General features: G+C 72.0%; 20 protein-coding genes, 2 tRNA genes and 1 pseudogene. 4 read left to right on the top strand and 19 right to left on the bottom strand.

Features of this window, described 5'->3' with window-relative positions:
- Positions 1 to 59: 59 nt before the first annotated feature.
- Both dnaJ and hrcA read right to left on the bottom strand, forming a co-directional pair.
- Positions 60 to 1,199 (bottom strand): molecular chaperone DnaJ, encoded by a 1,140-nt coding sequence (dnaJ, locus tag AAT21_RS01870; protein WP_030840893.1) that lies wholly within the window; start codon positions 1,197 to 1,199, stop codon positions 60 to 62.
- Entirely contained in the window at positions 1,200 to 2,216 is a 1,017-nt protein-coding gene (hrcA, locus tag AAT21_RS01865) for a heat-inducible transcriptional repressor HrcA (RefSeq protein WP_030027783.1), read from the bottom strand.
- 163 nt (positions 2,217 to 2,379) lie between these two features.
- Here hrcA and AAT21_RS01860 point away from each other — a divergent pair, with 163 nt between their 5' ends.
- Both AAT21_RS01860 and AAT21_RS01855 read left to right on the top strand, forming a co-directional pair.
- Complete coding sequence (locus tag AAT21_RS01860) at positions 2,380 to 3,099, top strand: MBL fold metallo-hydrolase (protein ID WP_046774940.1); 720 nt, start codon at positions 2,380 to 2,382, stop codon at positions 3,097 to 3,099.
- A gap of 34 nt (positions 3,100 to 3,133) precedes the next feature.
- Entirely contained in the window at positions 3,134 to 3,943 is an 810-nt protein-coding gene (locus tag AAT21_RS01855; protein ID WP_046774939.1) for a DUF3097 domain-containing protein, read from the top strand.
- Here AAT21_RS01855 and AAT21_RS01850 read toward each other — a convergent pair.
- From AAT21_RS01850 to lepA, 4 genes are all read right to left on the bottom strand, one after another.
- Positions 3,921 to 4,517 carry a Uma2 family endonuclease gene (locus AAT21_RS01850; protein WP_046774938.1) on the bottom strand — a complete coding sequence of 199 codons (597 nt, stop codon included), beginning with the start codon at positions 4,515 to 4,517 and terminating at the stop codon, positions 3,921 to 3,923. The two genes, AAT21_RS01855 and AAT21_RS01850, sit on opposite strands and share 23 nt — an antisense overlap.
- An 82-nt stretch (positions 4,518 to 4,599) precedes the next feature.
- Positions 4,600 to 5,832: a radical SAM family heme chaperone HemW gene (hemW, locus tag AAT21_RS01845; RefSeq protein ID WP_046774937.1), complete on the bottom strand. Its 1,233-nt coding sequence runs from the start codon at positions 5,830 to 5,832 to the stop codon at positions 4,600 to 4,602.
- 159 nt (positions 5,833 to 5,991) lie between these two features.
- Positions 5,992 to 7,884, bottom strand: a complete 1,893-nt coding sequence (locus AAT21_RS01840) for an AMP-dependent synthetase/ligase (protein ID WP_046774936.1) — start codon at positions 7,882 to 7,884, stop codon at positions 5,992 to 5,994.
- A 234-nt stretch (positions 7,885 to 8,118) separates the two neighbouring features.
- Positions 8,119 to 9,984 carry a translation elongation factor 4 gene (gene lepA, locus AAT21_RS01835; RefSeq protein ID WP_046774935.1) on the bottom strand — a complete coding sequence of 622 codons (1,866 nt, stop codon included), beginning with the start codon at positions 9,982 to 9,984 and terminating at the stop codon, positions 8,119 to 8,121.
- A 256-nt stretch (positions 9,985 to 10,240) separates the two neighbouring features.
- Between lepA and rpsT the strand changes: the two genes are divergently transcribed.
- A complete protein-coding gene (gene rpsT / locus AAT21_RS01830) occupies positions 10,241 to 10,501 on the top strand; it encodes a 30S ribosomal protein S20 (RefSeq protein ID WP_030030523.1) in 261 nt (86 codons plus the stop codon).
- Positions 10,502 to 10,680: 179 nt separating this feature from the next.
- Here the strand turns inward: rpsT and holA are convergent, their stop codons facing one another.
- Positions 10,681 to 11,673, bottom strand: coding sequence for a DNA polymerase III subunit delta (gene holA / locus AAT21_RS01825; RefSeq protein WP_200904320.1), 993 nt, complete (start codon positions 11,671 to 11,673; stop codon positions 10,681 to 10,683).
- Between the two features lie 76 nt (positions 11,674 to 11,749).
- Between holA and AAT21_RS01820 the strand changes: the two genes are divergently transcribed.
- Positions 11,750 to 11,992 carry a hypothetical protein gene (locus AAT21_RS01820; protein WP_046775519.1) on the top strand — a complete coding sequence of 81 codons (243 nt, stop codon included), beginning with the start codon at positions 11,750 to 11,752 and terminating at the stop codon, positions 11,990 to 11,992.
- Positions 11,993 to 12,004: 12 nt separating this feature from the next.
- Here the strand turns inward: AAT21_RS01820 and AAT21_RS01815 are convergent, their stop codons facing one another.
- The 12 genes and pseudogenes from AAT21_RS01815 to AAT21_RS01760 all read right to left on the bottom strand — a co-directional run bounded on the left by AAT21_RS01815 (position 12,005) and on the right by AAT21_RS01760 (position 25,282).
- Entirely contained in the window at positions 12,005 to 12,886 is an 882-nt protein-coding gene (locus AAT21_RS01815; protein WP_046774933.1) for a YceI family protein, read from the bottom strand.
- A 136-nt stretch (positions 12,887 to 13,022) separates the two neighbouring features.
- Positions 13,023 to 15,398: pseudogene (locus tag AAT21_RS35085) on the bottom strand (ComEC/Rec2 family competence protein); the annotation flags it as partial.
- Positions 15,395 to 16,159 (bottom strand): helix-hairpin-helix domain-containing protein, encoded by a 765-nt coding sequence (locus AAT21_RS01805; RefSeq protein WP_412180290.1) that lies wholly within the window; start codon positions 16,157 to 16,159, stop codon positions 15,395 to 15,397. The gene AAT21_RS01805 and the pseudogene AAT21_RS35085, both read right to left, overlap by 4 nt.
- Positions 16,160 to 16,476: 317 nt before the next feature.
- Positions 16,477 to 17,322 (bottom strand): DegV family protein, encoded by an 846-nt coding sequence (locus tag AAT21_RS01800; protein WP_046774932.1) that lies wholly within the window; start codon positions 17,320 to 17,322, stop codon positions 16,477 to 16,479.
- Between the two features lie 279 nt (positions 17,323 to 17,601).
- A complete protein-coding gene (locus tag AAT21_RS01795; RefSeq protein WP_046774931.1) occupies positions 17,602 to 18,339 on the bottom strand; it encodes a hypothetical protein in 738 nt (245 codons plus the stop codon).
- A gap of 132 nt (positions 18,340 to 18,471) precedes the next feature.
- Positions 18,472 to 21,336 carry a leucine--tRNA ligase gene (gene leuS / locus AAT21_RS01790; RefSeq protein WP_046774930.1) on the bottom strand — a complete coding sequence of 955 codons (2,865 nt, stop codon included), beginning with the start codon at positions 21,334 to 21,336 and terminating at the stop codon, positions 18,472 to 18,474.
- Between the two features lie 254 nt (positions 21,337 to 21,590).
- Positions 21,591 to 21,663 (bottom strand) — tRNA-Ala (locus AAT21_RS01785).
- A gap of 131 nt (positions 21,664 to 21,794) precedes the next feature.
- Positions 21,795 to 22,028 carry a hypothetical protein gene (locus AAT21_RS01780; RefSeq protein ID WP_008738908.1) on the bottom strand — a complete coding sequence of 78 codons (234 nt, stop codon included), beginning with the start codon at positions 22,026 to 22,028 and terminating at the stop codon, positions 21,795 to 21,797.
- Between the two features lie 143 nt (positions 22,029 to 22,171).
- A tRNA-Ala gene (locus AAT21_RS01775) sits at positions 22,172 to 22,244 on the bottom strand.
- A gap of 124 nt (positions 22,245 to 22,368) precedes the next feature.
- Complete coding sequence (locus AAT21_RS01770) at positions 22,369 to 23,025, bottom strand: histidine phosphatase family protein (RefSeq protein WP_046774929.1); 657 nt, start codon at positions 23,023 to 23,025, stop codon at positions 22,369 to 22,371.
- A complete protein-coding gene (gene rsfS / locus AAT21_RS01765) occupies positions 23,022 to 23,468 on the bottom strand; it encodes a ribosome silencing factor (protein ID WP_030027741.1) in 447 nt (148 codons plus the stop codon). The genes AAT21_RS01770 and rsfS overlap by 4 nt, the downstream gene beginning before the upstream one ends.
- Positions 23,469 to 23,587: 119 nt before the next feature.
- The gene (locus AAT21_RS01760; RefSeq protein WP_046774928.1) at positions 23,588 to 25,282 is read right to left on the bottom strand and encodes an LCP family protein; all 1,695 of its coding nucleotides are present in this window, start codon (positions 25,280 to 25,282) and stop codon (positions 23,588 to 23,590) included.
- Positions 25,283 to 25,298: the final 16 nt, after the last annotated feature.

Raw genomic sequence — 25,298 nt, 5'->3', positions numbered from 1 at the left:
CGAAGAGCCCGGCCGGGGGCGTCCCCGGGCCGGGCTCGAAGCGGTGCGCGGCCTGTCGGTCAGCGACCGTTGAACGCGTCCTTCAGACGGCTGAACAGGCCCTGCTGGCCCGGCGCGAACTGGCCCATGGGCCGCTCCTCGCCGCGCAGCTTCGCCAGCTGGCGCAGCAGTTCCTCCTGCTGGGCGTCCAGCTTGGTCGGGGTGGTGACCTCGACGTGGACGATCAGGTCGCCGCGCCCGCCGCCGCGCAGGTGGGTGACGCCGCGCCCGTGCAGCGGGATCGCCTGGCCGGACCCGGTACCGGGCCGGATGTCGATCTCCTCCAGCCCGTCGAGTGTCTCCAGCGGGCATTTGGTGCCCAGTGCGGCCGCCGTCATGGGGATGGTGACCGTGCAGTGCAGGTCGTCCCCGCGGCGCTGGAAGGTGGGGTGCGCCAGCTCGTGGATCTCCACGTACAGGTCGCCGGCGGGGCCGCCGCCGGGGCCGACCTCGCCCTCGCCCGCGAGCTGGATCCGGGTGCCGTTCTCGACACCGGCCGGGATCTTGACCGTGAGGCTGCGGCGGGAGCGGACCCTGCCGTCGCCCGCGCACTCGTGGCACGGGGTCGGGACGACGGTGCCGAAGCCCTGGCACTGCGGGCAGGGACGCGAGGTCATGACCTGGCCCAGGAAGGACCGGGTGACCTGCGAGACCTCACCGCGGCCGCGGCACATGTCACACGTCTGCGCCGAGGTGCCGGGGGCGGCGCCCTCGCCGGAGCAGGTGGTGCAGACGACAGCCGTGTCGACCTGGATGTCCTTGGTGGTCCCGAAGGCCGCCTCGTCGAGCTCGAGGTCGAGGCGGATCATGGCGTCCTGGCCGCGCCGGGTCCGCGAGCGCGGGCCGCGCTGCGAGGCCTGGCCGAAGAAGGCGTCCATGATGTCGGAGAAGTTGCCGAAGCCGCCCGCGCCGAAGCCGCCGGCTCCGCCGCCACCGCCGGAGGCGGACAGCGGGTCGCCGCCGAGGTCGTAGACCTGCTTCTTCTGCGGGTCCGAGAGCACCTCGTAGGCCGCGTTGATCTCCTTGAAGCGCTCCTGCGTCTTCGGATCCGGATTCACGTCCGGGTGGAGTTCACGCGCGAGGCGCCGGAAGGCCTTCTTGATCTCGTCCTGCGATGCGTCGCGGCGCACGCCGAGAACGGCGTAGTAGTCCGTGGCCACTTACGACTCCGCCAGGATCTGTCCGACGTAACGTGCCACTGCGCGTACCGCTCCCATCGTTCCGGGGTAGTCCATGCGGGTCGGTCCGACCACGCCGAGTTTGGCGACGGTTTCGCCGCCCGAACCGTAACCGACCGAGACGACCGACGTGGAGTTGAGCCCCTCGTAGGCGTTCTCGTGCCCGATCCTTACGGCCATCCCCGACTCATTGGCCTCGCCGAGCAGCTTGAGGAGCACGACCTGCTCCTCCAGCGCCTCCAGCACCGGCCTGATCGTCAGGGGGAAATCGTGTCCGAAGCGGGTGAGATTGGCGGTACCGCCGATCATCAGCCGCTCCTCCGCCTCCTCCACCAGCGTTTCGAGGAGGGTCGACAGCACGGTGGAGACCGTGCCGCGGTCGTCGGCCTCGAAGGACTCCGGCAGGTCCTGGACGAGCGGGGGCACGTCGGTGAAGCGACGGCCGACGACCCTGCTGTTGAGCCGGGCCCGCAGGTCGGCCAGCGAGGCCTCGCCGAAGGGGCTCGGGCAGTCGACGAGCCGCTGCTCGACGCGTCCGGTGTCCGTGATCAGTACGAGCATCAGGCGCGCGGGAGCGAGCGAGAGCAGCTCCACGTGCCGGACGGTCGACCGGGTCAGGCTCGGGTACTGGACGACCGCCACCTGCCGGGTGAGCTGCGCGAGCAGCCGCACCGTGCGGCCGACGACGTCGTCGAGGTCGACGGCACCGTCGAGGAAGTTCTGGATGGCCCGGCGCTCGGGCGTGGACAGCGGCTTGACCCCCGCCAGCTTGTCGACGAAGAGGCGGTAGCCCTTGTCGGTGGGGATCCGGCCGGCGCTGGTGTGGGGCTGGGCGATGTAGCCCTCTTCCTCCAGCACCGCCATGTCGTTGCGCACGGTGGCGGGCGAGACGCCGAGCCGGTGCCGCTCGGTGAGCGCCTTGGAGCCGACCGGCTCCTCCGTCCCGACGTAGTCCTGGACGATGGCGCGCAGCACTTCGAGTCTGCGTTCGCTGAGCATCGCGCACACCTCCAGCGTGATCCGTTGCCGTGTTCCGACGTGTTCCGACGTGTTCTGACGTTCGTTGGCACTCTGCGTGTTCGAGTGCCAGAGAGCCCCCGCTCAGTGTACGGCCGGGCAGTAAGACCGTGGCAAGGGAGGCCCGCCAGGGTAGCGTCGCGCCATGGACGTGCGATGGGAAGAGGCGGGCTGGGAACGGCTCACCGGGCGGGCCGGCCGGCGGCGTCTGCCGGTGTGGGACTGCACGGTGGGGCTGGTGGTGGGGGACGATTCCGTACTCCTGATCGACCCGGGGTCGTGCCTGCGCGAGGGTGCCGGGGTGCGGGCCGAGGCCGAGCGGCTGACGGGCCGGAGCGTGACCCATATCGCATTCACGCACGGCCATTTCGATCACGTCCTGGGTGCGGCGGCCTTCCCGGGGGCCGAGGTCTACGGGGCTGTCGGGCTGGCCGCGCTGCTCGCCTCGGACCGCGAGGAGCTGCGCGGGGACGCGGTGCGGCACGGGCTCGCCGAGGCGGAGGCGGCCGAGGCCGTGGAGCGGCTGGTGCTGCCCGGCCATCAGGTGTCGGGCGAGTGGACGCTGGACCTGGGCGGGGTGCAGGTGCTGCTGGCCAACGTGGGGCCCGGGCACACCGGGCACGACCTGGCCGTCTTCGTCCCGGGCGACCGCGAGACGGTGTTCTGCGGGGACCTCGTAGAGGAGTCGGGCGAGCCGATGGCGGGCCCGGACGCGATGCCCCGGCAGTGGCCCGCCGCCCTGGACCGGCTGCTGTCACTGGGCGGCGAGGACGCGTTGTACGTGCCCGGTCACGGAACGGTGGTCACCGCCGGGTTCGTCCGTGCGCAACGCGCCACACTGGCGGCCCGTTCCGGCGTGTCGTAGGCGGGACGCGCACGGCTCTCCTAGTGTCGGCCGGATGCGCGAGTACTCCCCCGACCTGACCCCGCAGTGGAAGCGCCCGAAGGCCGTGCCCGAGGTGGCGGCGGAGCCCGACCTGGTGGTCGAGGTGGCCGGTACGGACTTCTGCGGCGCCGTGGTGGCCTGTGAGGCGGGCACGGTGACCCTGGAGGACCGCTTCGGCAAGCGCCGGGTGTTCCCGATGGAGCCGCGGGGCTTCCTGCTGGAGGGCGCGGTGGTCACCCTGGTCCGCCCGCCGCGGGGCCCGGCGGCGGCGGCCCGTACGGCCTCGGGGTCGATCGCCGTCCCCGGAGCCCGGGCGCGGGTGGCCCGGGCGGGCCGGATCTACGTCGAGGGCCGGCACGACGCCGAGCTGGTGGAGCGGGTCTGGGGCGACGACCTGCGCATCGAGGGCGTGGTGGTCGAGTACCTGGAGGGCGTCGACGACCTCCCGGCGGTGGTGGCGGAGTTCGGCCCGGCGCCGGACGCCCGGCTGGGGGTGCTGGTGGACCATCTGGTGCCGGGCTCGAAGGAGTCCCGTATCGCCGCAGCGGTGACCTCGCCGGACGTGCTGGTGGTGGGTCACCCGTACGTGGACGTCTGGCAGGCGGTGAAGCCCTCGGCGCTGGGCATCGCCGCGTGGCCGGTGGTCCCGCGCGGCCAGGACTGGAAGACGGGCGTCTGCCGCGCCCTGGGCTGGCCGGAGAACACCGGGGCCGCCTGGCAGCACATCCTGTCCCGGGTGACGTCCTACAAGGACCTGGAGCCGACCCTGCTGGGCCGCGTGGAGGAACTGATCGACTTCGTCACGGGTGACGGTGGGGCCTGACACCCTCGAAGGTTCCGAAGTCGCTCGTGTCCAGCTCGATGCCGAGCAGTTCCAGCGGCAGCGGCTCACCGAACTTCGAGACCCTCTGGGAGCGGTAGTCGGCGTCGTCACCCCTGCCGGCCGGGATCGTCAGCAGGACGCACTGCGCGACGATGGGGTCGATGATCAGGTAGGCGGGCACCCGGCCCGCGGCGTAGACGGAGCGCTTGACCACGTAGTCGCGGTCGACGCTGGTCTTGGAGACGACCTCCACCACCAGCGTGATCAGCTGCGAGGGCAGGAGACGGCCCGACCCCGGCTGCGCCTCGCGATCCAGGACCACCAGATCGGGCACGGGTTCGCTCGCCTCGTCGACGATGTCGACGTCCTGGGTCTGGAGGCGCGCCCACCGCTTGCGCGGAATCTGATCCTGCACGTCCTCCACGATCAGGTTGTGCACCAGATCGGGGCCGGCCATCATCACGATTTCCCCCCGGAGGAGCTCGGCCTTGACTCCGTCGGGAGGCTGGAACCCCTCGAAGAACTTGGCCATCCCACGCTCGTCCACAGCGGTCATCTCCGTGGTCCTCCACATCCGCCGCGTGCTGTCGGCGGCAGCCTAGGGACAGCGTAGGCAGTCCGGACAAGGATCCGGGGGTATTCACTCCGCCGGGTGATCAGTCGACCAGGTCCCGGACCACCGCGTCGGCCAGCAGCCGCCCGCGCAGGGTCAGCACGGCCCGCCCGGCCTCGTAGGGTCCCGGCTCCAGGAGCCCGTCCGCGAGGGCCCTGCGGGACGCCGCGAGGCCGGCGGGGGCCAGCAGGGACAGCGGGACACCGTCCACCAGGCGCAGCTCCAGCAGGATCCGCTCCACGCGGCGGTCCTCGTCCGAGAGGAGCTCGCGCCCCGCACCCGGGGAGCGCCCCTCCGCGAGGGCGGCGGCGTACGCGCCGGGGTGCTTGACGTTCCACCAGCGCACCCCGCCCACGTGCGAGTGCGCGCCGGGACCTGCGCCCCACCAGTCGGCGCCGCGCCAGTACAGCTCGTTGTGCAGGCAGCGCCCGGCCTCCGAGCTGGCCCAGTTCGACACCTCGTACCAGGAGTACCCGGCCCGGTCCATGACCTCGTCGGCGATCAGGTAGCGGTCGGCGTGGACGTCGTCGTCGGTCATGGGGACCTCGCCGCGGCGGATCCGGCGGGCCAGCTGCGTGCCCTCCTCGACGATCAGCGCGTAGGCGCTGACGTGGTCCGGGCCGGCCCCGAGGGCGGCGGCGAGGGAGTCCCGCCAGTCCTGGTCCGTCTCGCCGGGCGTCCCGTAGATCAGGTCGAGGTTGACGTGCTCGAAGCCCGCCGCGCGGGCCTCCGCGACGCACGCCTCGGGGCGTCCGGGGGTGTGGGTGCGGTCCAGGACCTTCAGGACGTGCTGTTTGGCGCTCTGCATGCCGAAGGAGATCCGGTTGAAGCCCCCGGCGCGCAGCTCGGCGAGGTAGGCCGGGTCCACGGACTCCGGGTTGGCCTCGGTCGTGATCTCGGCGTCGTCGGCCAGGCCGAACTCGTCCCGGATCGCCGCGAGCATCCGTACGAGGTCGGCGGCGGGCAGCAGCGTCGGCGTGCCGCCGCCGACGAACACGGTCCGGACCTCGCGGGGATCGTCGCCGAGGACCTTCCGGGCGAGGCGGACCTCGTCGATCAGGGTGTCGGCGTAGTTCTCGCGGGAGGCGAGCACGCCTGCGGTGCCCCGCAGCTCGGTGGCCGTGTAGGTGTTGAAGTCGCAGTACCCGCAGCGCGTGGCGCAGTACGGGACGTGCAGGTAGAACCCGAGCGGCCGCTCCCCCGCGCCCGCCAGGGCATGCGACGGCAGCGAGCCGTCTTCGGGCATGGGTTCACCGTCGGGGAGTGCGGAAGGCATACCCCCATCATCCCGCACCCGTCACCGGGCTCCGCCCCGCTCTTCGGGGAGCGGGGCCCGGGGCGGGCGCCGGGAGGGGCGTGCGGGGCGGGTCCCCGCCCNGCGGGGGGGGGGGGGGGGGGGGGGCCCCCGCCCCGCCCCGCAGGCCCGCGGCGGGCGCTACGCCTCGCGGGTGCCCTCGTACATCTCGTCGATCAGGTGCTTGAACTCACGCTCGACCACCGGGCGCTTCAGCTTGAGGCTGGGGGTGAGGTCGCCGTGCTCGACGTCCAGGTCGCGCGGCAGGATCCGGAACTTCTTGACCGTCTGCCAGCGCTGGAGGCCCTCGTTCAGGGTCTGGACGTAGGTCTCGATCAGCCGGTCGGTCTCGGGCGCGGCCAGGACCTCCTTGTACGTCTTGCCCTCCAGCCCGTTCTCGGCCGCCCAGGTCAGGATCGACGGCTCGTCGAGCGCGATCAGTGCGGAGCAGAAGTTCCGGTCGGCGCCGTGCACGACGATGGTCGACACGTACGGGCAGATCGCCTTGAACTGGCCCTCGATCTCCGCCGGGGCGACGTACTTGCCGCCCGAGGTCTTGATCAGGTCCTTCTTGCGGTCGGTGATGCGCAGGTAGCCGTCGGCCGACAGCTCGCCGATGTCACCGGTGTGCAGCCAGCCGTCGGACTCCAGGACCTCGGCGGTCTTGTCCGGCTGCCGGTGGTAGCCCTGCATGATGCCGGGGCCGCGCAGCAGGACCTCGCCGTCGTCGGCGATGCGTACCTCGGTGCCGGGGAGCGGCTTGCCGACCGTGCCGGTGCGGTAGGCCTCGCCCGGGTTGACGAAGGAGGCCGCGCTGGACTCGGTCAGGCCGTAGCCCTCCAGGATGTGGACGCCCGCGCCGGAGAAGAAGAAGCCGATGTCGGGGGCCAGGGCGGACGCGCCGGAGACGGCGGCGCGCAGCCGGCCGCCGAAGGCGTCGCGGAGCTTGGAGTAGACGAGCGCGTCGGCGACCTTGTGCTTGGTGGTGAGACCGAAGGGGGCGGTGGCCCGCCCGGTGCGCCGGAAGTTGTCCTGTGTGACCTTGGCGTACTCGCGGGCGACTCCGACCGACCACTGGAAGATCTTGTACTTGGCGCCGCCACCGGCCCGGGCCTTGGCGGCCACGCCGTTGTAGACCTTCTCGAAGATGCGCGGGACGGCCGCCATGTAGGTCGGCTGCACGACCGGCAGGTTCTCGATGATCTTGTCGATACGGCCGTCGACCGCGGTGACGTGCCCGGCCTCGATCTGCCCGGAGGTCAGGACCTTGCCGAAGACGTGGGCCAGCGGCAGCCACAGGTACTGGACGTCCTCCTTGCCGATCAGACCGGTGGCGACCATGGCCTTGGCCAGGTACGACCAGTTGTCGTGCAGCAGCCGGACGCCCTTGGGGCGGCCCGTGGTGCCGGAGGTGTAGATGAGGGTGGCGAGCTGCTCGGAGGTGATGGACGCGATGCGCTCGTCGACCGCCTCCGGGTGCTTGGCGAGGTACTCGCGGCCTCTCGCCTCCAGGTCGGCGAGCGAGAGCACCCAGCCTTCGGGGTCGCCTTCGGCGGGCACCGCGTCCGCGGCTTCCATGACCACGACGTGGCGCAGGTGCGGCAGGTCGGCGCGGCGCTCGCGGGCCTTCGCCAGCTGCGCGGCGTCCTCGGCGATGAGCACCTGGCTCTCGGAGTCCGCGAGGATGAACGCCGACTCGTCCGCGTTGGTGCTGGGGTAGATCGTGGTGACCGCGCCGCCGGCGCACATCACGCCGAGGTCGGACAGGATCCACTCGACCCGGGTGTTGGAGGCGAGCGCGACGCGCTCCTCCGTTCCGAGGCCGAGGGAGATCATTCCGGCGGCGATGGCGTAGACGCGCTCGGCCGCCTGGCTCCAGCTCAGGGACTTCCAGTCGTCGGTGGCGCCCCGCCCGTCGGTCGCCGGCACCGGATAGCGATAGGCCTCGTCGTTCGGCGTCGCGGCGACGCGCTCACGGAAGAGCACCGCCACGGTGGGCGGGCGGTTCTCGAGATAGGTCTGTGTGTCGCTCACGACATCCTCCGGACCGATCCACGCGGCGGCGCGTGGGCGTGGGGCGCTGGGCGCGCTTGGGACTGGCGGGTATGCAGCCGTTGACTTCTTGAACTGGCGAGTAACCGTCGAGCAGTGATCAGACTAGAGCGCGTCCGGCGCCCGCGTAAGAGCCCGCGAGCGGCCGGTTCATAACGAAACAGGCCCCCGCGCCGATGCGCGGGGGCCTGTGTACGCCGGGTGACGGACAGGTGGCTACTTCTTCTTGCCGCCGGACTCGTCACTGGAGAGGACGGCGATGAAGGCCTCCTGCGGGACCTCCACGGAGCCGACCATCTTCATGCGCTTCTTGCCTTCCTTCTGCTTCTCCAGCAGCTTCCGCTTACGGGAGATGTCACCGCCGTAGCACTTGGCGAGGACGTCCTTGCGGATGGCGCGGATGGTCTCGCGGGCGATGACGCGGGAGCCGATGGCGGCCTGGACCGGCACCTCGAAGGCCTGCCGCGGGATCAGCTCGCGCAGCTTGGCGACGAGGCGCACGCCGTAGGCGTAGGCGGCGTCCTTGTGGCAGACGGCGGAGAAGGCGTCGACCTTGTCGCCGTGCAGCAGGATGTCGACCTTGACCAGGCTGGAGGCCTGCTCGCCGGTGGGCTCGTAGTCGAGGGAGGCGTAGCCGCGGGTCTTGGACTTCAGCTGGTCGAAGAAGTCGAAGACGATCTCGGCGAGCGGGAGGGTGTAGCGGATCTCGACACGGTCCTCGGAGAGGTAGTCCATGCCGAGGAGCGTGCCGCGGCGCTGCTGGCAGAGCTCCATGATCGCGCCGATGAACTCGGTCGGGGCGAGCACCGTGGCCCGCACGACCGGCTCGAAGACGTCCTTGATCTTGCCTTCGGGGAACTCGCTCGGGTTGGTGACGGTGACTTCCTTGCCGTCCTCCAGGACCACCCGGTAGACCACGTTCGGCGCGGTGGCGATCAGGTCGAGGCCGAACTCGCGCTCCAGGCGCTCGCGGACCACGTCCAGGTGGAGCAGGCCGAGGAAGCCGACGCGGAAGCCGAAGCCGAGGGCCGCCGAGGTCTCGGGCTCGTAGACCAGCGCGGCGTCGTTGAGCTGGAGCTTGTCCAGGGCCTCGCGCAGGTCCGGGTAGTCGGAGCCGTCGAGCGGGTAGAGGCCCGAGAACACCATCGGCTTGGGGTCCTTGTAGCCGCCGAGGGCCTCGGTCGCGCCGTTGTGCAGGCTGGTGATGGTGTCACCGACCTTGGACTGACGCACGTCCTTCACGCCGGTGATGATGTAGCCCACCTCGCCGACGCCGATGCCGTCGGCCGGGGTCATCTCCGGGGAGGAGACGCCGATCTCCAGCAGCTCGTGGGTGGCGCCCGTGGACATCATCCGGATGCGCTCGCGCTTGTTGAGCTGGCCGTCGACCACACGGACGTACGTGACGACGCCGCGGTACGAGTCGTAGACCGAGTCGAAGATCATCGCGCGGGCGGGGGCGTCCTTGACGCCGACCGGGGCCGGGACGGTGGCGACGACCTTGTCCAGCAGGGCGTCGACGCCCATGCCGGTCTTGGCCGAGACGCGCAGCACGTCGTCGGGGTCGCAGCCGACCAGGTTCGCGAGCTCCTCGGCGAACTTCTCCGGCTGGGCGGCCGGCAGGTCGATCTTGTTGAGGACGGGGACGATCGCGAGGTCGTTCTCCATCGCCAGGTACAGGTTGGCGAGGGTCTGTGCCTCGATGCCCTGGGCGGCGTCCACCAGGAGGATCGTGCCCTCGCACGCGGCGAGGGAGCGCGAGACCTCGTAGGTGAAGTCGACGTGCCCGGGGGTGTCGATCATGTTGAGGATGTGGGTGCTGCCCTGACCCTCGCCCGTGGTGGGCGCCCAGGGCAGTCGCACCGCCTGGGACTTGATCGTGATGCCGCGCTCACGCTCGATGTCCATGCGGTCGAGGTACTGGGCGCGCATCTGCCGCTGATCGACGACACCGGTGAGCTGGAGCATCCGGTCGGCAAGGGTCGACTTGCCGTGGTCGATGTGCGCGATGATGCAGAAGTTGCGGATCAGCGCCGGGTCGGTACGGCTCGGCTCGGGCACGTGGCTGGGGATCGCGGGCACGCAGTGTCCTGATTCTCGGGTCGCAGTCGGAAGCGTTTTCGGAGCGTCGGTCGCAGCGGACAGTCCGGCTCCGGTCGCTCTCGGCGGCGCGATGTCGGTCCATACGCAGGCTTCCATGGTCCCATGGACGGGGCAGTGCGCTCGGTTTGGGCCGCCGGGAGCGTGCCTGGTAGCCTGGGCAGCTGTGTCTCGTGTGCCCTCTCAGCCGTCGGGACACAATCCGAAGATCAACCTCTGAACCTGAAAAGGCTCTTTCGTGGCGAACATCAAGTCCCAGATCAAGCGGAACAAGACCAACGAGAAGGCTCGCCTTCGCAACAAGTCGGTCAAGTCCGAGCTGCGCACCTTCATCCGCAAGGCCAACGAGGCGATCCTCGCCGGCGACGCGGAGAAGGCCACCGCCGCGGCCCGCCTGGCTTCCAAGAAGCTGGACAAGGCCGTCTCGAAGGGTGTCATCCACAAGAACGCCGCCGCCAACAAGAAGTCGGCGCTGGCCTCCAAGGTTGCCGCCATCTGAGTTCCGCACTCGATGTGATCGCCGGAAGGGACCCAGCGGGCCCTCTCTCCCGCTCCTGACCGGCACCCCGCTCCGCACACGAAGCGTTCGCCACGCGGGTGCGGCGCACAAGCAGTGACCGAAGGCCCCGGTCGCCGTCCTTCCCCAGGACGACGACCGGGGCCTTCGCGTTGCCGGGATCAGCGGCGCTGGGGGCGGGCGGCGCGGGCGACCGCGACGACCGCCTTCTCCAGCGCGTACTCGGGATCGTCGCCCCCGCCCTTGACCCCCGCGTCGGCGGCGGCCACCGCGCGCAGCGCGTCCGCGACGCCGTCCGCCGACCAGCCCCGCATCTGCTGGCGGACCCGGTCGATCTTCCACGGGGGCATGCCGAGGTCCCGGGCGAGGTCCCCGGGCCGGGCGCCGCGCGGGGCGGAGGCCAGCTTGCCGATCGCCCGGACCGCCTGCGCCAGGGCACTGGTGATCAGGACCGGGGCCACCCCTGTGGCCAGGGACCAGCGCAGGGCCTCCAGGGCCTCCGCCGCGCGCCCCTCGACCGCCCGGTCGGCGACCGTGAAGCTGGAGGCCTCGGCCCGGCCCGTGTAGTAGCGGCCGACGACGGCCTCGTCGATGGTTCCCTCGACGTCCGCGCACAGCTGCGCCGCGGCGCTCGCCAGCTCCCGCAGGTCGCTGCCGATCGCGTCGACCAGGGTCTGGCACGCTTCCGGGGTCGCCGACCGGCCCAGCGTGCGGAACTCGCCCCGGACGAATGCGAGCCGGTCCGCGGCCTTCGTCATCTTCGGGCAGGCGATCTCCCGGGCGCCCGCCTTGCGCGCCGCGTCCAGCAGGCCCTTGCCCTTGACGCCGCCCGCGTGGAGGAGGACCAGCGCGATCTCCTCGTAGGGAGCGGCGAGGTAGGCCTTGACCTCCTTGACCGTGTCGGCGGACAGGTCCTGGGCGTTGCGTACGACCAGCACCTTGCGTTCGGAGAAGAGCGAGGGGCTCACCAGCTCGGCGAGCGTGCCGGGCTGGAGCTGGTCGGAGGTGAGGTCGCGGACGTCGGTGTCGGCGTCGGCGGCACGGGCGGCCGCCACCACCTCCCGCACGGCGCGGTCGAGCAGCAGCTCCTCCTGCCCCACCGCGAGGGTGATCGGGGCAAGCGGATCGTCGGTGGAATTCTTCCTGGTGGCCATCGCCTCCAGCATCCCACGCCGCACTGACAGCCACCCGCGCCCCGTCCCCCTCCACCGGGTGTCCGACAATGGCCGGGTGAACGTGCGACATGTACTCGTCCTGCCCGACCGCGACGCCGCCGAGGAGGTGGCGCAGGAAGCCGTGGACCGCTTCGGCCTCCCGGAGGAACCGCAGTTGGTCCGCGACGCGCTGGCCGGCGAGGACGACGCCGAGGACGCCCAGTGGCTGGTCGTCGTCGAGGATCCGAAGGACCGGCTCGACGCCACCGCGCTGGACGGCCTCGCCGCCGAGTACGAAGGCTGGCTGGAGGCCCCCTGAGCCCCGCCGGGGTCAGGCCTTGTGCACGATCTGGACGTCCAGCGTCACGTCCACGCTCGAACCGATCGCGGCGATCCCGTGCGCCAGCATCGACTGCCAGTTGAGGGTGAAGTCCTCGCGGTGCAGTTCGGCGGTGGCCCGGCAGGCCGCCCGCACCTCGCCCTCCATGCCCGTTCCGAGGCCCAGGTACTGGGTGTCCAGCGTGACGGACCGGCTCACCCCGTGGAGCGTCAGTGCGCCCGCGACGGCCCAGCGGCTGCCGGTGCGGTGCATGAACCGTTCGCTGTAGAACTCCACCGTGGGGTGGCGGGCCGCGTCCAGGAAGTCCCCCGACCGCAGGTGGTCGTCGCGCAGCCGCAGCCCGGTGTCGATGCTCGCCGCGTCGATGATCACGTGCATGGAGGACTCCTCCATGCGGTCGGCTATCCGCACCGCCCCGGCGAACGTGTTGAACCGTCCGTTGATCCGGGCCATGCCGATGTGCCGGGCCGTGAAACCGATGGACGAATGCGCCGGGTCGATCTCCCAGTGGCCGGGCTGCGGCAGCACCGGCGGCTCCACCGCGTCGAGGATGATCTCCCCCGTGCCGGGCTGTGCCGGATCTCCCACGAGCGTGACCCCGTGGAAGGGCGTGTACCCCTCGGCGGTGACGGAGAGCCGGTACTCCCCCTCCGGTACGGCGGCCGTGAAGCCGCCGAACGGATCGGTCTCGCCGCTGACGATCCGGCGGCCGATCGGATCCGTGACCTCGAACGCGGCCTGCCGGATGGGCCGGTGGACCGTGTCGAGGACGCGGCAGCTGAGCAGACGCGCCGTCGGCGGCAGCGTCAGTGTCGCGGATGTGTGCGGGCTGGAACTTCCGGCCGACTCCATCCCCCGTCGACGACCGAACATGACGTGTGCACCCCCGTGCAGTGTGGACTTGGACCGTTCTGGCGAAGAGGCATTCGATCATGCTGTCGGGTTGTGGGCAAACAGAGCGGTCACGCCCGGTATGCCCGCGTCGAATGCGCCGTCCCCTGGCTGGAAACGCACGCAGCCGAACACCGGTTCCACCGACCGCGATCGAACCGTCGGTGTCGGTGCGCAGCACCGTCGCACCCACGGCCCGCAGGCGGGCGAGCGTACCCGGCGCGGGGTGCCCGTAGCGGTTTTTTGTACCGACGGGAACAATCGCGAGGCGCGGCCGGACCCGTTCGTGCAGCCCGGGATCCTGGTGCGCCGAGCCGTGGTGGGCGACCTTGAGGACATCGACCGGACCGAGCTGCGGATGCTCCCTCAGAAGCGCTTCCTGCGAGGCCGGTTCGAGATCGCCGAGCAGGAGCAGGGTCAGCCCCGCGCCGCGCACCAGCAGCACGACGCTCGCATCGTTGGGCCCTTCGAAGTACGACCCGGCCGGTGGCGGCCACAGCACCTGCCATTCGAAGGGGCCGGCACGGCGCCGCTCCCCCTGCACGGCCCGTACGACCGGTACCCCGGCGGCTGCCGCGGTCCGGCGGACGAACTCGGCCTGCCCGGAGGGCTCTTCCAGCACGGAGGCCTGGATCAGCCCCACCGAACGGCCTCGCAGGACGCCCTGCAAGCCTCCCACGTGGTCGGCGTGGAAGTGCGTCAGCAGGAGCATCGGCACCCGGTGCACCCCCAGCTCGCGCAGGCACTCGTCCACCGGCCCGGGATCCGGGCCGGTGTCCACCACCAGCGCCTCCCCCGGCCCGGTGGAGAGGACGGCCGCGTCCCCCTGTCCCACGGCGCACTGGACGTAGCTCCAGTCGGGCGGAGGCCAGCCGGTGAGCGTACGGGTGAGCTGCGGCGGCCGCAGCACGGCGAGGAGCAGCAGCACCGCCAGCACGCAGCAAAGCCACCGCCGCCGCCCCCACCGGGCACCGAGGACGACGACCGCCAGGGTGACCGCGGCCAGCAGCAGCCCGCCGGCGAGCCCGCCCGGCCAGGACAGCTCCGCGCCGGGAAACCCGGCCCCGGCCCGTGCGACGGCCGCGATCCACCCCGCGGGCACCCCCGCGCACCGGGCGAGCACCTCCGCGACGGGCATCGACAGCGGGGCCGCCGCCAGCGCGGCGAAGCCGAGGACGGTCGCCGGCCCGGCGGCCAGCTCGGCCAGCAGGTTGCAGGGCACCGCCACCAGGCTGACCCGGGCCGCGAGCACGGCGACCACCGGCGCGCACACCGCCTGAGCGGCAGCGGCGGCGCCCACGGCATCGGCGAGCCGGGGACCCATCCCGCGCCGCCGCAGCGCCTCGCTCCACCGGGGGGCGAGCGTCAGCAGCGCCCCGGTGGCCAGGACCGAGAGCAGGAAGCCGTAACTGCGGGCCAGCCACGGATCGAAGAGCACCAGCAGCAGCACCGCGGCCCCCAGCGCGGGGATCAGGGATCTGCGCCGGCCGGTGGCGATGGCCAGCAGGGTGACCGCCCCGCAGGCCGCTGCCCGCAGCACGCTCGGCTCCGGCCGGCATACCACCACGAACGCCAGCGTCAGCGCCGCCCCGCACAGGGCGGTCGCCCGCAGCGAAAGTCCGAGCCGGGGCGCCAGCCCGCGCCGCTCCGCCTGCTGGGCGCGCGCCGGGGGCCCGATGAGCAGGAACAGCACCACGGTCAGATTCGACCCGGAGACGGCCAGCAGGTGCAGCAGATCGGTGGCCCGGAATGCCTCGTGCAGGTCGGGCGGAACCCTGGAGGTGTCCCCGACGACCAGTCCCGGCAGCAGGGCCCGCGCATCCGGTGCGAGCCCCGCGGTGGCCCCGCGCAGCCCGGCCCGAAGCCGCCCCGCCAGCCGCTGGGCGGCGTCCGGACCGCCGGTCACCCCAGGCGGCGTGTCACCGCCGGGGCGGAGCAGCGCCACGGCCCGATCCCCGTCCCCCGCCGGGGCCAGCCGGGCGACCACCGCCACGCGGGTGGAGGGCAGGAGCCCGGCCCATCCCGTGTGAGCGGCCAGCACCCGCACCGGGGTCTCGACCCGGGTGCTCACCCCGTCGGGCCCGGTCACCCGGGTCACCACCGCGTCCAGCACCACCACCGGCGGCCCGCTCCCGCCCCGCGCGGTCCTGGGGTCGGAATCGACGGTGAGCTCCGCGAGGACCCTGGCGTGCTGCCGTGCCAGCCCGGCGACCGGCCCGGCCCGCGCCTCGGCCAGCTGGAGCCCCGCGACACCGGCTCCGGCGGCCGCGCACAGCAGGGCCGCCGCCGCGGCCGGAGCGACCCTCCACAGGCCCCCCGGGCGGCGTCCCTGGACCAGCAGCAGGAGCCCCGCGCAGACCGCCGCCAGGCCCACGCCGAGGGCGGTGCGCCCGACGGGTGCGTCGAGGGCCAGGGCGGCCGCCGCCCAGGCGGCCAGGGCCGGCACCGCCAGACGCAGATCCGCCGGGCCGCCCGCCCCCTCCGGGCGGCTCACGGCCGCACCAGCTTGCGCAGGTCGGCGAAGCGCCGCTCACCGATGCCGTTGACCTGGCGGAGATCCTCCACGGAACGGAAGCCGCCGCGGGCGGTGCGGAAGTCCACGATGTGCTGGGCGAGGACGGGACCCACCCCCGGCAGGCCGTCCAGCTGCTCGACGGTGGCCGAGCCCAGGCTGAGCGGCCCGGCGGCCGTCCCGCCCGCGCCCGCTCCCGGCTGCGGCTGCGCCGTCACCCCCACCAGTACCTGCTCGCCGTCCACCAGCACCCGGGCCCGGTTCAGCCCGGTGGTGTCCGTGCCCGGACGCACTCCCCCGGCCGCGGCCAGCGCGTCCTCGACCCGGGAACCGGCCGGCAGCCGCCGCACTCCCGGATCCCGGACCTTGCCGCCGACGTCGACGACGATCCGCTCGGGCCCCGCGCCGCCGCCCGCCGCGGCCGGTGTCGCCGCCGAAGCGGTGGCCCCCGCCGGCAGCACCGCCGGGGCGGTCACCTCCTGCGGCCTGGCCGACCAGTACTGCTGCCCGGCCAGGCCCACGGCGACGACCAGCACCACCCCGACCGCGGCCACCGTGCGCGGCTCCACCGCACACCGGGCCTGCAGCCACAGCGGCAGCCGCTCCCGCACCGCCAGCCTGCGCGCCCTCTCGGCGGGCAGTGCTCCGGCCGCTTCGCCGGGCGGTGCCGGGGGATCCGCCGCGGCCGGCGGCGGTTGCTGCGGCGGGCCACCACCGAGCAGCGCTTCGGCCCTGCGCCGCACCGCTTCCGCCCCCGGATCGGAATACGGACCGGGAGCGGGACCCGGACCGGGATACGGAGGCGAAGGCGGAGGCGCGGCCCGGAGACCGTGGCGGCGCCTGCCGGGGCCACCGCCGTGGCGCAGACGGCTGTCGGAGAGGCGGGAGCGGCCCGGGCCGCTGGTGGCGCCCGACGGACGGAAGGTACGGGAAGGACGGAAAGGACGCGTTCGGAGAGTCATGGCACGACGGTAGGGGCAGATCCCGACCGCTGCGCGGACCCTTCAATTCCGGTGGATATCCGCCCCGTTGTGGATAACCGGGCCACTCGTTCCGGTGATCAGCGGGGCGAGACGACCGCCGCCAGAAGCCCCGGCCCGGTGTGCGCGCCGATCACCGCGCCGACCTCGCTGACGTGCAGCTCGACCAGGCCGGGGATCCGCTCGCGGAGCCGCTCCGCTAGCTTCTCGGCCCGCTCCGGTGCCGCGAGGTGGTGCACCGCCACGTCCACATCGGCCGAGCCGGCACGCTCGACCGCCAGCTCCTCCAGGCGGGCGATGGCCTTGGAGGCCGTACGCACCTTCTCCAGCATCTCGATCCGCCCGCCGTCCAGGGTCAGCAGCGGCTTCACCGCCAGGGCCGAACCGAGCAGGGCCTGCGCGGCCCCGATCCGGCCGCCGCGGCGCAGGTAGTCGAGGGTGTCGACGTAGAAGTAGGCGGCCATGTCCGCCGCCCGCTTCTCGGCCGCCGCCACGGCCTCGTCCACCGAGCCGCCGGCCTCCGCGGCCTCGGCCGCGGCGAGCGCGCAGAACCCGAGGGCCATCGCGACCATGCCGGTGTCCACGACGCGTACGGGTACGGGCGCGGTCCTGGCGGCCACCACGGCGGCGTCGTAGGTCCCGGAGAACTCGGCGGACAGGTGCAGGCTGACGATGCCGGTCGCCCCGGCGTCGGCGGCGGCCCGGTAGGCCCGGACGAACTCCTCCGGGCTGGGGCGGGACGTGGTGACCGAGCGGCGCTTCTGCAGGGCGAGGGCCAGGCTGCGTGCCGAGATCTCCGTGCCTTCTTCGAGCGCCTCGCCGCCGAGCACCACGGTGAGCGGGACGGAGGTGATTCCGTGCCGTGCCATGGCCGGTCGGGGCAGGTAGGCCGTGGAATCGGTGACGATGGCGACATGGCGGGACATGAGGCGGAGGTTACCGCTCGCGGGGCCGCGACGGCAGCCGGGGCCCTTCCCGGGGGCGTGAGCGGGCCCCACTCGGCTCCCGCCGGGGTGAGCAGAGCCTACGGAGCACGTGGCGGGCGGTCGGCGCCGGGAGCGCTGCGGGGCTCTCCCCCACCCCGCCCCTTCCCGAAGCCAGGGGCTCCGCCCCAGGACCCCGCTCCCGGGGCCAGGCCCGGGACGCCCCTGAGGGGCTCCGCCCCCCGGACCCCGTCCCGGGCCCGTACCCGGCTGCGCCGCGCGTCAGCCCGCGCTCTCCGGGCGGGGGGCCTTCTGCCAGGGGTACTGCACCGTCGGGGTCGGCGGGTTCAGGGCCGCCGGCGCAGGCGTGGACGCCGGCTTCGGGGCCGGTTCCGGGGTCGGGGTCGGGGACTGGCTCGGCGAGGTCTGGGCCGCGTCCCATTCGGCGGCCGCCGCCGCCAGGTGGTCCACCGGTTCCCGGGACCAGTCGCGCAGCGCGCCCGACTCCATCTCGATCTGCTCCGACAGCAGCGACAGCTCGTCCTCCGCGAAGCGCCGGGCCCGGTCGCGGGCGGCCCACCGCAGCGAGTCCGCCGCCTCGATGATCTGGCGCGCGCGCTCCCGCAGGTCCGGCAGGAGCTGTGCCGTGCGCTGCTTGTCGGGCTCCTGCTCCAGTCGCTTCAGCTCGCCGTCGAGATCGTGCCCGTGGGCACTCAGCCGCTCGAACAGCGTGAGGGACTCCCGCAGCGAGGCATCCGTCCGGGCCCCGTCCGCCAGCGCCTGCTGGGTGGCGCGCATCGACGTCCGCAGGTCGAGCCGTAGCTGGGCCAGCGCGCCCGCCACTCCGACCTGGCCGAAGCTCTTGGCCCGCAGCGTGGTGTCCTCCACCGTGCGCCGCGCCTGTACGACGGTGCGCTCGACGCCTCTCTTGGCCGCGCCCACCGCCTTGACCGTGAGGTACGCGCCGAGGCCCACGACCATCAGCAACATCAGCGCGAAGATGATCAACGCGGCCTCCATGACGGCCCCTTTCCCCAGGCGTCGGCTCTTCCCCTCCAAGGTAAACGCCACGGGCAGGCCAGGGGTTCCATTCGAACCCCCAACCTGCCCGTACGGGATCTCCCCCATGCGGGGGTGGCGCCTTCCGGCGGCTCAGATCACGATGTTCACCAGCTTCGGCGCGCGCACGATCACCTTGCGGATCTCCGCGCCGCCCAGCGCGGCGACGACACCGGCGTCGGTCACGGCCAGCTGCTCCAGGTCGGCGTCGGTGATCGCGGGCGGGACCTCCAGGCGCGCCTTGACCTTGCCCTTGACCTGCACCACGCACGTGACGGTCTCGTCCACGACGTACGCCGGGTCCGCCACGGGGAAGTCCTGGTGGACCACCGAGTCGGTGTGGCCCAGCCGGTGCCACAGCTCCTCCGCGATGTGCGGGGCCAGCGGGGCGACCAGCAGGACCAGCCGCTCGGCCACCGAGCGCTCCAGCGGGCGGCCCGCCTTCGTCAGGGTGTTGTTCAGCTCGGTGATCTTGGCGATGGCGGTGTTGAACCGCAGCCCCGCCAGGTCGGCGCCGGCCCCGTCGATGGCCTTGTGCAGCGCGCGCAGGGTGTCCTCGGCGGGCTCGGCGTCGACGACGGTGACCGCGCCGCTCTCCTCGTCCACGATGTTGCGCCACAGGCGCTGCAGCAGCCGGTACTGGCCGACCACGGCGCGCGTGTCCCACGGACGGGAGACGTCCAGCGGGCCCATCGCCATCTCGTACAGGCGCAGCGTGTCGGCGCCGTACTCCTCGCAGATCTCGTCGGGCGTGACGGCGTTCTTCAGGGACTTGCCCATCTTGCCGTGCTCGCGCTTGACCTGCTTGCCCTCGTGGAAGTACGCGCCGTCGCGCTCCTCGACCTCGGCCGCCGGGACGTACACACCGCGCTCGTCGGTGTAGGCGTACGCCTGGATCATGCCCTGGTTGAACAGCTTGTGGAACGGCTCCGCCGACGACACGTGGCCCAGGTCGAACAGCACCTTCGACCAGAAGCGGGCGTACAGCAGGTGCAGCACCGCGTGCTCGGCGCCGCCCACGTACAGGTCGACACCGCCGTGCGGAGCGCCCTCGCGGGGGCCCATCCAGTACTGCTCGATCTCCGGGTCGACCAGCGCGGAGGCATTGTTCGGGTCCAGGTAGCGCAGCTCGTACCAGCAGGAACCGGCCCAGTTGGGCATGGTGTTGGTCTCGCGCCGGTAGGACTTCACGCCGTCGCCCAGGTCCAGCTCGACGTTGACCCAGTCGGCCTTGCGCGACAGCGGGGTCTCCGGCTGCGAGTCCGCGTCGTCCGGCTCGAAGGTGCGCGGCGAGTAGTCCTCGACCTCCGGCAGCTCCAGCGGCAGCATCGACTCGGGCAGGGAGTGCGCGACGCCGTCCTCGTCGTAGACGATCGGGAAGGGCTCGCCCCAGTACCGCTGACGGCTGAACAGCCAGTCGCGCAGGCGGAAGTTGACCGTCCCCTCACCGATGCCGCGCTCGGCCAGCCACTCGGTGATCGCGGCCTTCGCCTCGACGACGCCCAGGCCGTCCAGCGAGATGCCCTCGCCCGTGGAGTTGACCAGCTTCGCGTCGTACGAGGCGAAGGCGTCGTCCCACTCGGCCGGGTCGGTGCCGCGGCCGTCGGAGGGCTGCACGACGCAGCGCATCGGCAGCTCGAAGGCGCGCGCGAACTCGAAGTCCCGGCTGTCGTGGGCCGGAACGGCCATGATCGCGCCGGTGCCGTAGCCCATCAGGACGTAGTCGGCGATGAAGACGGGGACCTTGTCGCCGCTGACCGGGTTGATCGCGTACTCGCCGGTGAAGACACCGGTCTTGTCCTTGGCCTCGGCCTGGCGCTCGACGTCCGACTTCGAGGCAGCCTGCTTGCGGTAGGCGGTGACGGCCTCGGCCGGGGTGGCGTGCCCGCCCGTCCACACGTCGTGGGTGCCCTCGGGCCAGGCGGCCGGGATGAACTTCTCGACCAGCGGGTGCTCGGGCGCCAGCACCATGTACGTGGCGCCGAACAGCGTGTCCGGGCGGGTGGTGAAGACGGTGATGGCCTCGTCGCCCAGCGCGAAGTCGACGCGCGCGCCCTCGCTGCGGCCGATCCAGTTGCGCTGCTGCAGCTTGATGGCCTCGGGCCAGTCCAGCGCGTCCAGGTCGTCCAGCAGCCGGTCGGCGTACGCGGTGATCCGCATGTTCCACTGGCTCAGCTTGGACTTGAAGACCGGGAAGTTGCCGCGCTCGGAGCGGCCGTCGGCGGTGACCTCCTCGTTGGCCAGTACGGTGCCCAGCCCGGGGCACCAGTTGACGGGCGCGTCGGAGGAGTAGGCCAGCCGGAAACCGTTCAGTACGTCGGCCCGCTCGGCCGCGGTCAGGGCGGCCCAGGCGCGGCCGCCGGGGACCTCACGGGAGCCGTCCTCGAAGGCAGCGACCAGCTCGGCGATCGGCCGGGCCTTCTTCGCGGCCGCGTCGTACCAGGAGTTGTAGATCTGCAGGAAGATCCACTGGGTCCACTTGTAGTAGTCCGGGTCGATCGTGGCGAACGACCGGCGCTTGTCGTGGCCCAGGCCCAGCCGGCGCAGCTGGATCTTCATGTTCTCGATGTTGGCCTCGGTCGACACGCGCGGGTGCGTGCCGGTCTGCACGGCGTACTGCTCGGCCGGCAGGCCGAAGGCGTCGAATCCCAGGGTGTGCAGGACGTTGTGGCCGGTCATCCGCTGGTGGCGGGCATAGACGTCGGTGGCGATGTACCCGAGCGGGTGACCGACGTGCAGGCCCGCGCCGGACGGGTAGGGGAACATGTCCATGATGAACTTCTTGGGCCGCGCGACGACCGCCGGGTCCCCGGCCAGGTCACCGGTCGGGTTCGGGGCCTCGTAGGTGCCCTGCGCGTCCCAGACGTCCTGCCAGCGTGCCTCGATGTCGGCGGCCATGGCAGCCGTGTAACGGTGCGCCTCGGCCGCCTCGGGGGCCGGGGTGTTCGTCTCGCTCATGATTTCTGAAGCTCCATCGATCGTCTCTGCCGTCTCTGCTGTCCAAACGAAAAAACCCCTCGCACAGGAGGGGGCGCCGCGCCGAGGCCGACCGTTTCGAAGGTCGGTACTGATCAGCGCGGCTCGGTAAGCAGGAGGCGTACGGCACGCATGGCGTCAGGGTACCGCAGCGGCCCCCGCCGACGCTCGGCCGTTCCACCCGGTGACACAACGAGAAGCGGGCCACCCGATCCGGGTGGCCCGCTTCTTCACTGTGGAGCTAAGGAGAATTGAACTCCTGACCTCCTGCATGCCATGCAGGCGCTCTACCAACTGAGCTATAGCCCCTTGCCCTGCCTGCCGCTTCGGTTTCCCTTGCTGGTTCCCCTTGGCGACGTCCCAAACATTACACGGTCATGGCCCTGGTCCAAAAATCGGTTTCCATCAACCTCGGGCCATGTCCGCTTTGCGACGGTCTGTCACGCTCTCGCGAACTGATAGAACCGTTTGAGCGTGCAGTGCTCGTCGAGCAGCCGTCCGTAGATCGGCTCCCCTTCCAGCTCCCGGTACGTCTCGATCGGGTCGCCTTTTATGATCAGCGCCCGCGCGCATTCCTCGCACCAGTACTGGTAGTCGGGGTTGACCGGGTCCATGTCCCGCACGATCGGCGTCCCGTTGTTGCACCAGTCGCACCGGCGCCGGTGTGCACCCATCCGTTCGCGACTCCCTCCCGCGTCGGGCCGTCGACTCCCCCTCCGGCCGTCCGATTCTGCCACGCCGGTGCGGGCCAGGTCAGCAAACGCAAAGGGTACAAAAACAAGGATCCCGCCCCCACTTGGGGACGGGATCCTGATTGTGGAGCTAAGGAGAATTGAACTCCTGACCTCCTGCATGCCATGCAGGCGCTCTACCAACTGAGCTATAGCCCCGCTCTCCGCTGCGCTTCCCCCGTCTCCGGTGTTCTTCGCTGCGAACAAGAAGAACTCTAGCCTGTGACCAGCCGGAAAGTGAAATCCGGGTCGGAGCCCCTGTGGGAAGCGGCAGGGAGCCCGCTCAGTCGTCGTCGCCGAGCACCGGTTCCGGCAGGGTGCCGGCGTTGTGCTCCAGCAGGCGCCAGCCGCGTGCGCCCTCGCCGAGGACGGACCAGCAGCAGTTGGAGAGCCCGCCCAGGCTCTCCCAGGAACGCGCCTCCAGGCCCAGCAGCCGGCCGATGGTCGTACGGATGGTGCCGCCGTGGCTGACCACGACCAGGGTGCCGTTCACCGGCAGCCGGTCGCTGTGGTCCAGCACCACGGGCGCGGCGCGGTCGGCGACCTCGGTCTCCAGCTCACCGCCGCCCCGGCGGACCGGCTCGCCGCGCTTCCACGCCGCGTACTGCTCGCCGTACTTCTCGACGATCTCCTCGTGCGTCAGGCCCTGCCACTCGCCGGCGTACGTCTCGCGCAGCGCGCCGGTGTGCGTCACGGGCAGGCCCGTGACCGCGGCCAGCTCGGCCGCCGTGGCGGCGGCGCGCTTCAGGTCGGACGCGACGATGGCGTCCGGCTTCAGCGAGGCGAGCAGCCGCGCCGAGCGGCGCGCCTGCGCCAGGCCCGTCTCGGTCAGCTCGATGTCCGTCGAGCCCTGGAAGCGCCGCTCCAGGTTCCACGAGGTCTGGCCGTGCCGCCAGAGGACGATCTTCCGGCCGGACCGGCCCGAGGTGGTCGCGCTCAGAACAGATCACCGTCCAGGTCGTCGTCGCCCGCCGCCTCGCGCAGCTTGGCATGCTCCTCGGCCTTGCCGATGGTGAGCTTGGCGTCCTCGGGGAGCTCGATCTCGGGGCAGTCCTTCCACAGGCGCTCCAGCGCGTAGAAGACCCGCTCCTCGCTGTGCTGGACGTGGACGACGATGTCGACGTAGTCGAGCAGGATCCAGCGGGCGTCGCGGTCGCCCTCACGGCGCACCGGCTTGGCGCCGAGCTCCTTCTGCAGGCGCTCCTCGATCTCGTCGACGATCGACTTGACCTGACGGTCGTTGGGCGCCGAGGCGAGCAGGAAGGCGTCGGTGATCGACAGCACGTCGCTGACGTCGTACGCGATGATGTCGTGCGCGAGCCGGTCGGCCGCGGCCTGGGCAGCGGTGGTGATGAGCTCGATGGAGCGGTCCGTGGCGGTCACTGGCCATGCTTTCGGGTTGGCGGGCAGATCCTTACAAGGGTCTCATGTACGCCGACGACGCCCGCGCGGAACGTTCCGCGCGGGCGCGAGCGCCCCCTGCCGACCGGGCCGCGGCCCGGTCAGGGGGCCTTGTAGTCCTTCCCGAGGATCACCACCACGTCGGCGTTCACGACGTTCTCGGCCTTCTTCACGACCGTCTCCGGCAACCCCAGCGTCTTGGCGACCTCGATCGCGCGGTCGCGCTGGGCGTCGTCCTGGTAGGTGATCTGCGAGGCGGCCGCGGTCTTGTCGGCCTTGCCGCCGTCCACGAAGGCGTAGCCGCCGTTCATCAGCGCCGCCTTGGCCGCGACCTGCGTCTTCTCGTCGCCGGAGGCGTCCTTGAGACCGACGCGCGGGCTGGCGCCGGGCTGCGCCGCGCCAGCGGAGCCGCCGAGCACCTCCTTGACGACCTTCTTGTTGGCGTCGTCCGTGAGCGTCCCGTCCGGCTTCACCGCGATGACGTCGGTGCGGTAGGCGCCCACCTTGGCGTGCGCGCCGAGCTTGGACAGCATCGTCCCGAGGGTCTGCGCGTTCAGTGCGGGATCGAGGATCTGGCCGATGCTCTCGACCGTGACCGCCCCCGCCTTCGGGTCGCTCGGGAACTTGCGCAGGACCGCGTGGAGCACCTTGCCCGTGCGCTCCAGCTGCTTGGCCTCCGGTTCGCCCTGGGCGCGGTACGTGGCGTACGCGACGGCCATCGGGCCGCTCAGGCTCTGCTTCTGGCCCTGGCCCACGGCCGGGGTCCTGGCCGCGTCGTCGGCCGGGACCGCGGTGTCGGTGTCGGCCTCGATGCCGCCGACCAGCTCGACCAGGTTCTCCAGGAAGGGGGTGTCCAGGCGCCAGGTGCCGCCGATGCGGGTGCCGAGCACGGAGTCGAGAGCCTCGCGGGTGCCGAGGCCGCCCTCCCCGACCGCCTTGCCGAGTGCCGTGGCGGTCCCGTCCTGGCCGGTGAGGGCGAGGGTGTTCGGCAGCAGGACGGTGGCGCCCTGCTTGGTGGTGACGTTGTCGACGAGCAGCGCCGAGGAGGTGCCGCCCTTCTTGGTGTTGTGCAGATGTACGACGATCATGTCGCGCTTCTGCGCGCCGGCCTCCGCGGTGGCGGCGGTCTTCTTCCCGGGACCGTCGAGGAACGGCAGCTTGCCCGCGTACCAGAGGTAGCCGAGGCCGGCGACGACGAACACCGCCAGGACGACGATGAGCGCGACCACCCGGTTGCGGCCGCGGCGGCGGGCCTCCTCGCGGCGCTCGGTGCGGCTCTCGGTGAACTTGAGCCAGTCGATGACGTCCTCGGAGTCCTCGTCCGGCTGGTCGATGAAGGCGAACATCTCGGTGCGGTAGTCCCGCCCCGCCTCGGACCCGCCCTCGGGCCGGCGCGGCTCGGGGACCTGGGCGGCCGGCCGCTGCGCCGGGGAGGCGGGCTGCCCGGCCGGCGCCGGCTCGGGCGCCGTCTGCTGCGGGATCCACTGCTGGGCCTGCTGCTGCGTCTGCTGCGGGGCCTGCTGGGGGCTCTGCTGCGCGTCGTACCCGTAGGAGGGCGCCTGGGTGTACTCCTGCTGCCCGTACTCCTGGGCCGTCGGCTGCTGCTGGTAGTACTGCTGCTGCTGCCCGTAGTCCTGGTAGTCGTAGGCGTAGCCCTGCTGCTGCTCGTACTGGGGGGCGGACTGCGCGGGCGCCCGGCCGTACACCGGCCGCCCGTACGCGTCGTAGCCGATGAGCTGCTGCTCGTGGGCTGTATGCGGATCGTATCGGCCGTACTGATCCTGTCGGTCGTTCACCGCGGGGCCCCTCTCT

The sequence above is a fragment of the Streptomyces yangpuensis genome, assembly GCF_001005295.1.
In the GTDB taxonomy this organism is placed as follows: Bacteria; Actinomycetota; Actinomycetes; order Streptomycetales; family Streptomycetaceae; genus Streptomyces; species Streptomyces yangpuensis.
The sequence above is the reverse complement of the archived record's forward strand: the minus strand, read 5'-3'. Positions and strand labels throughout refer to the sequence as shown.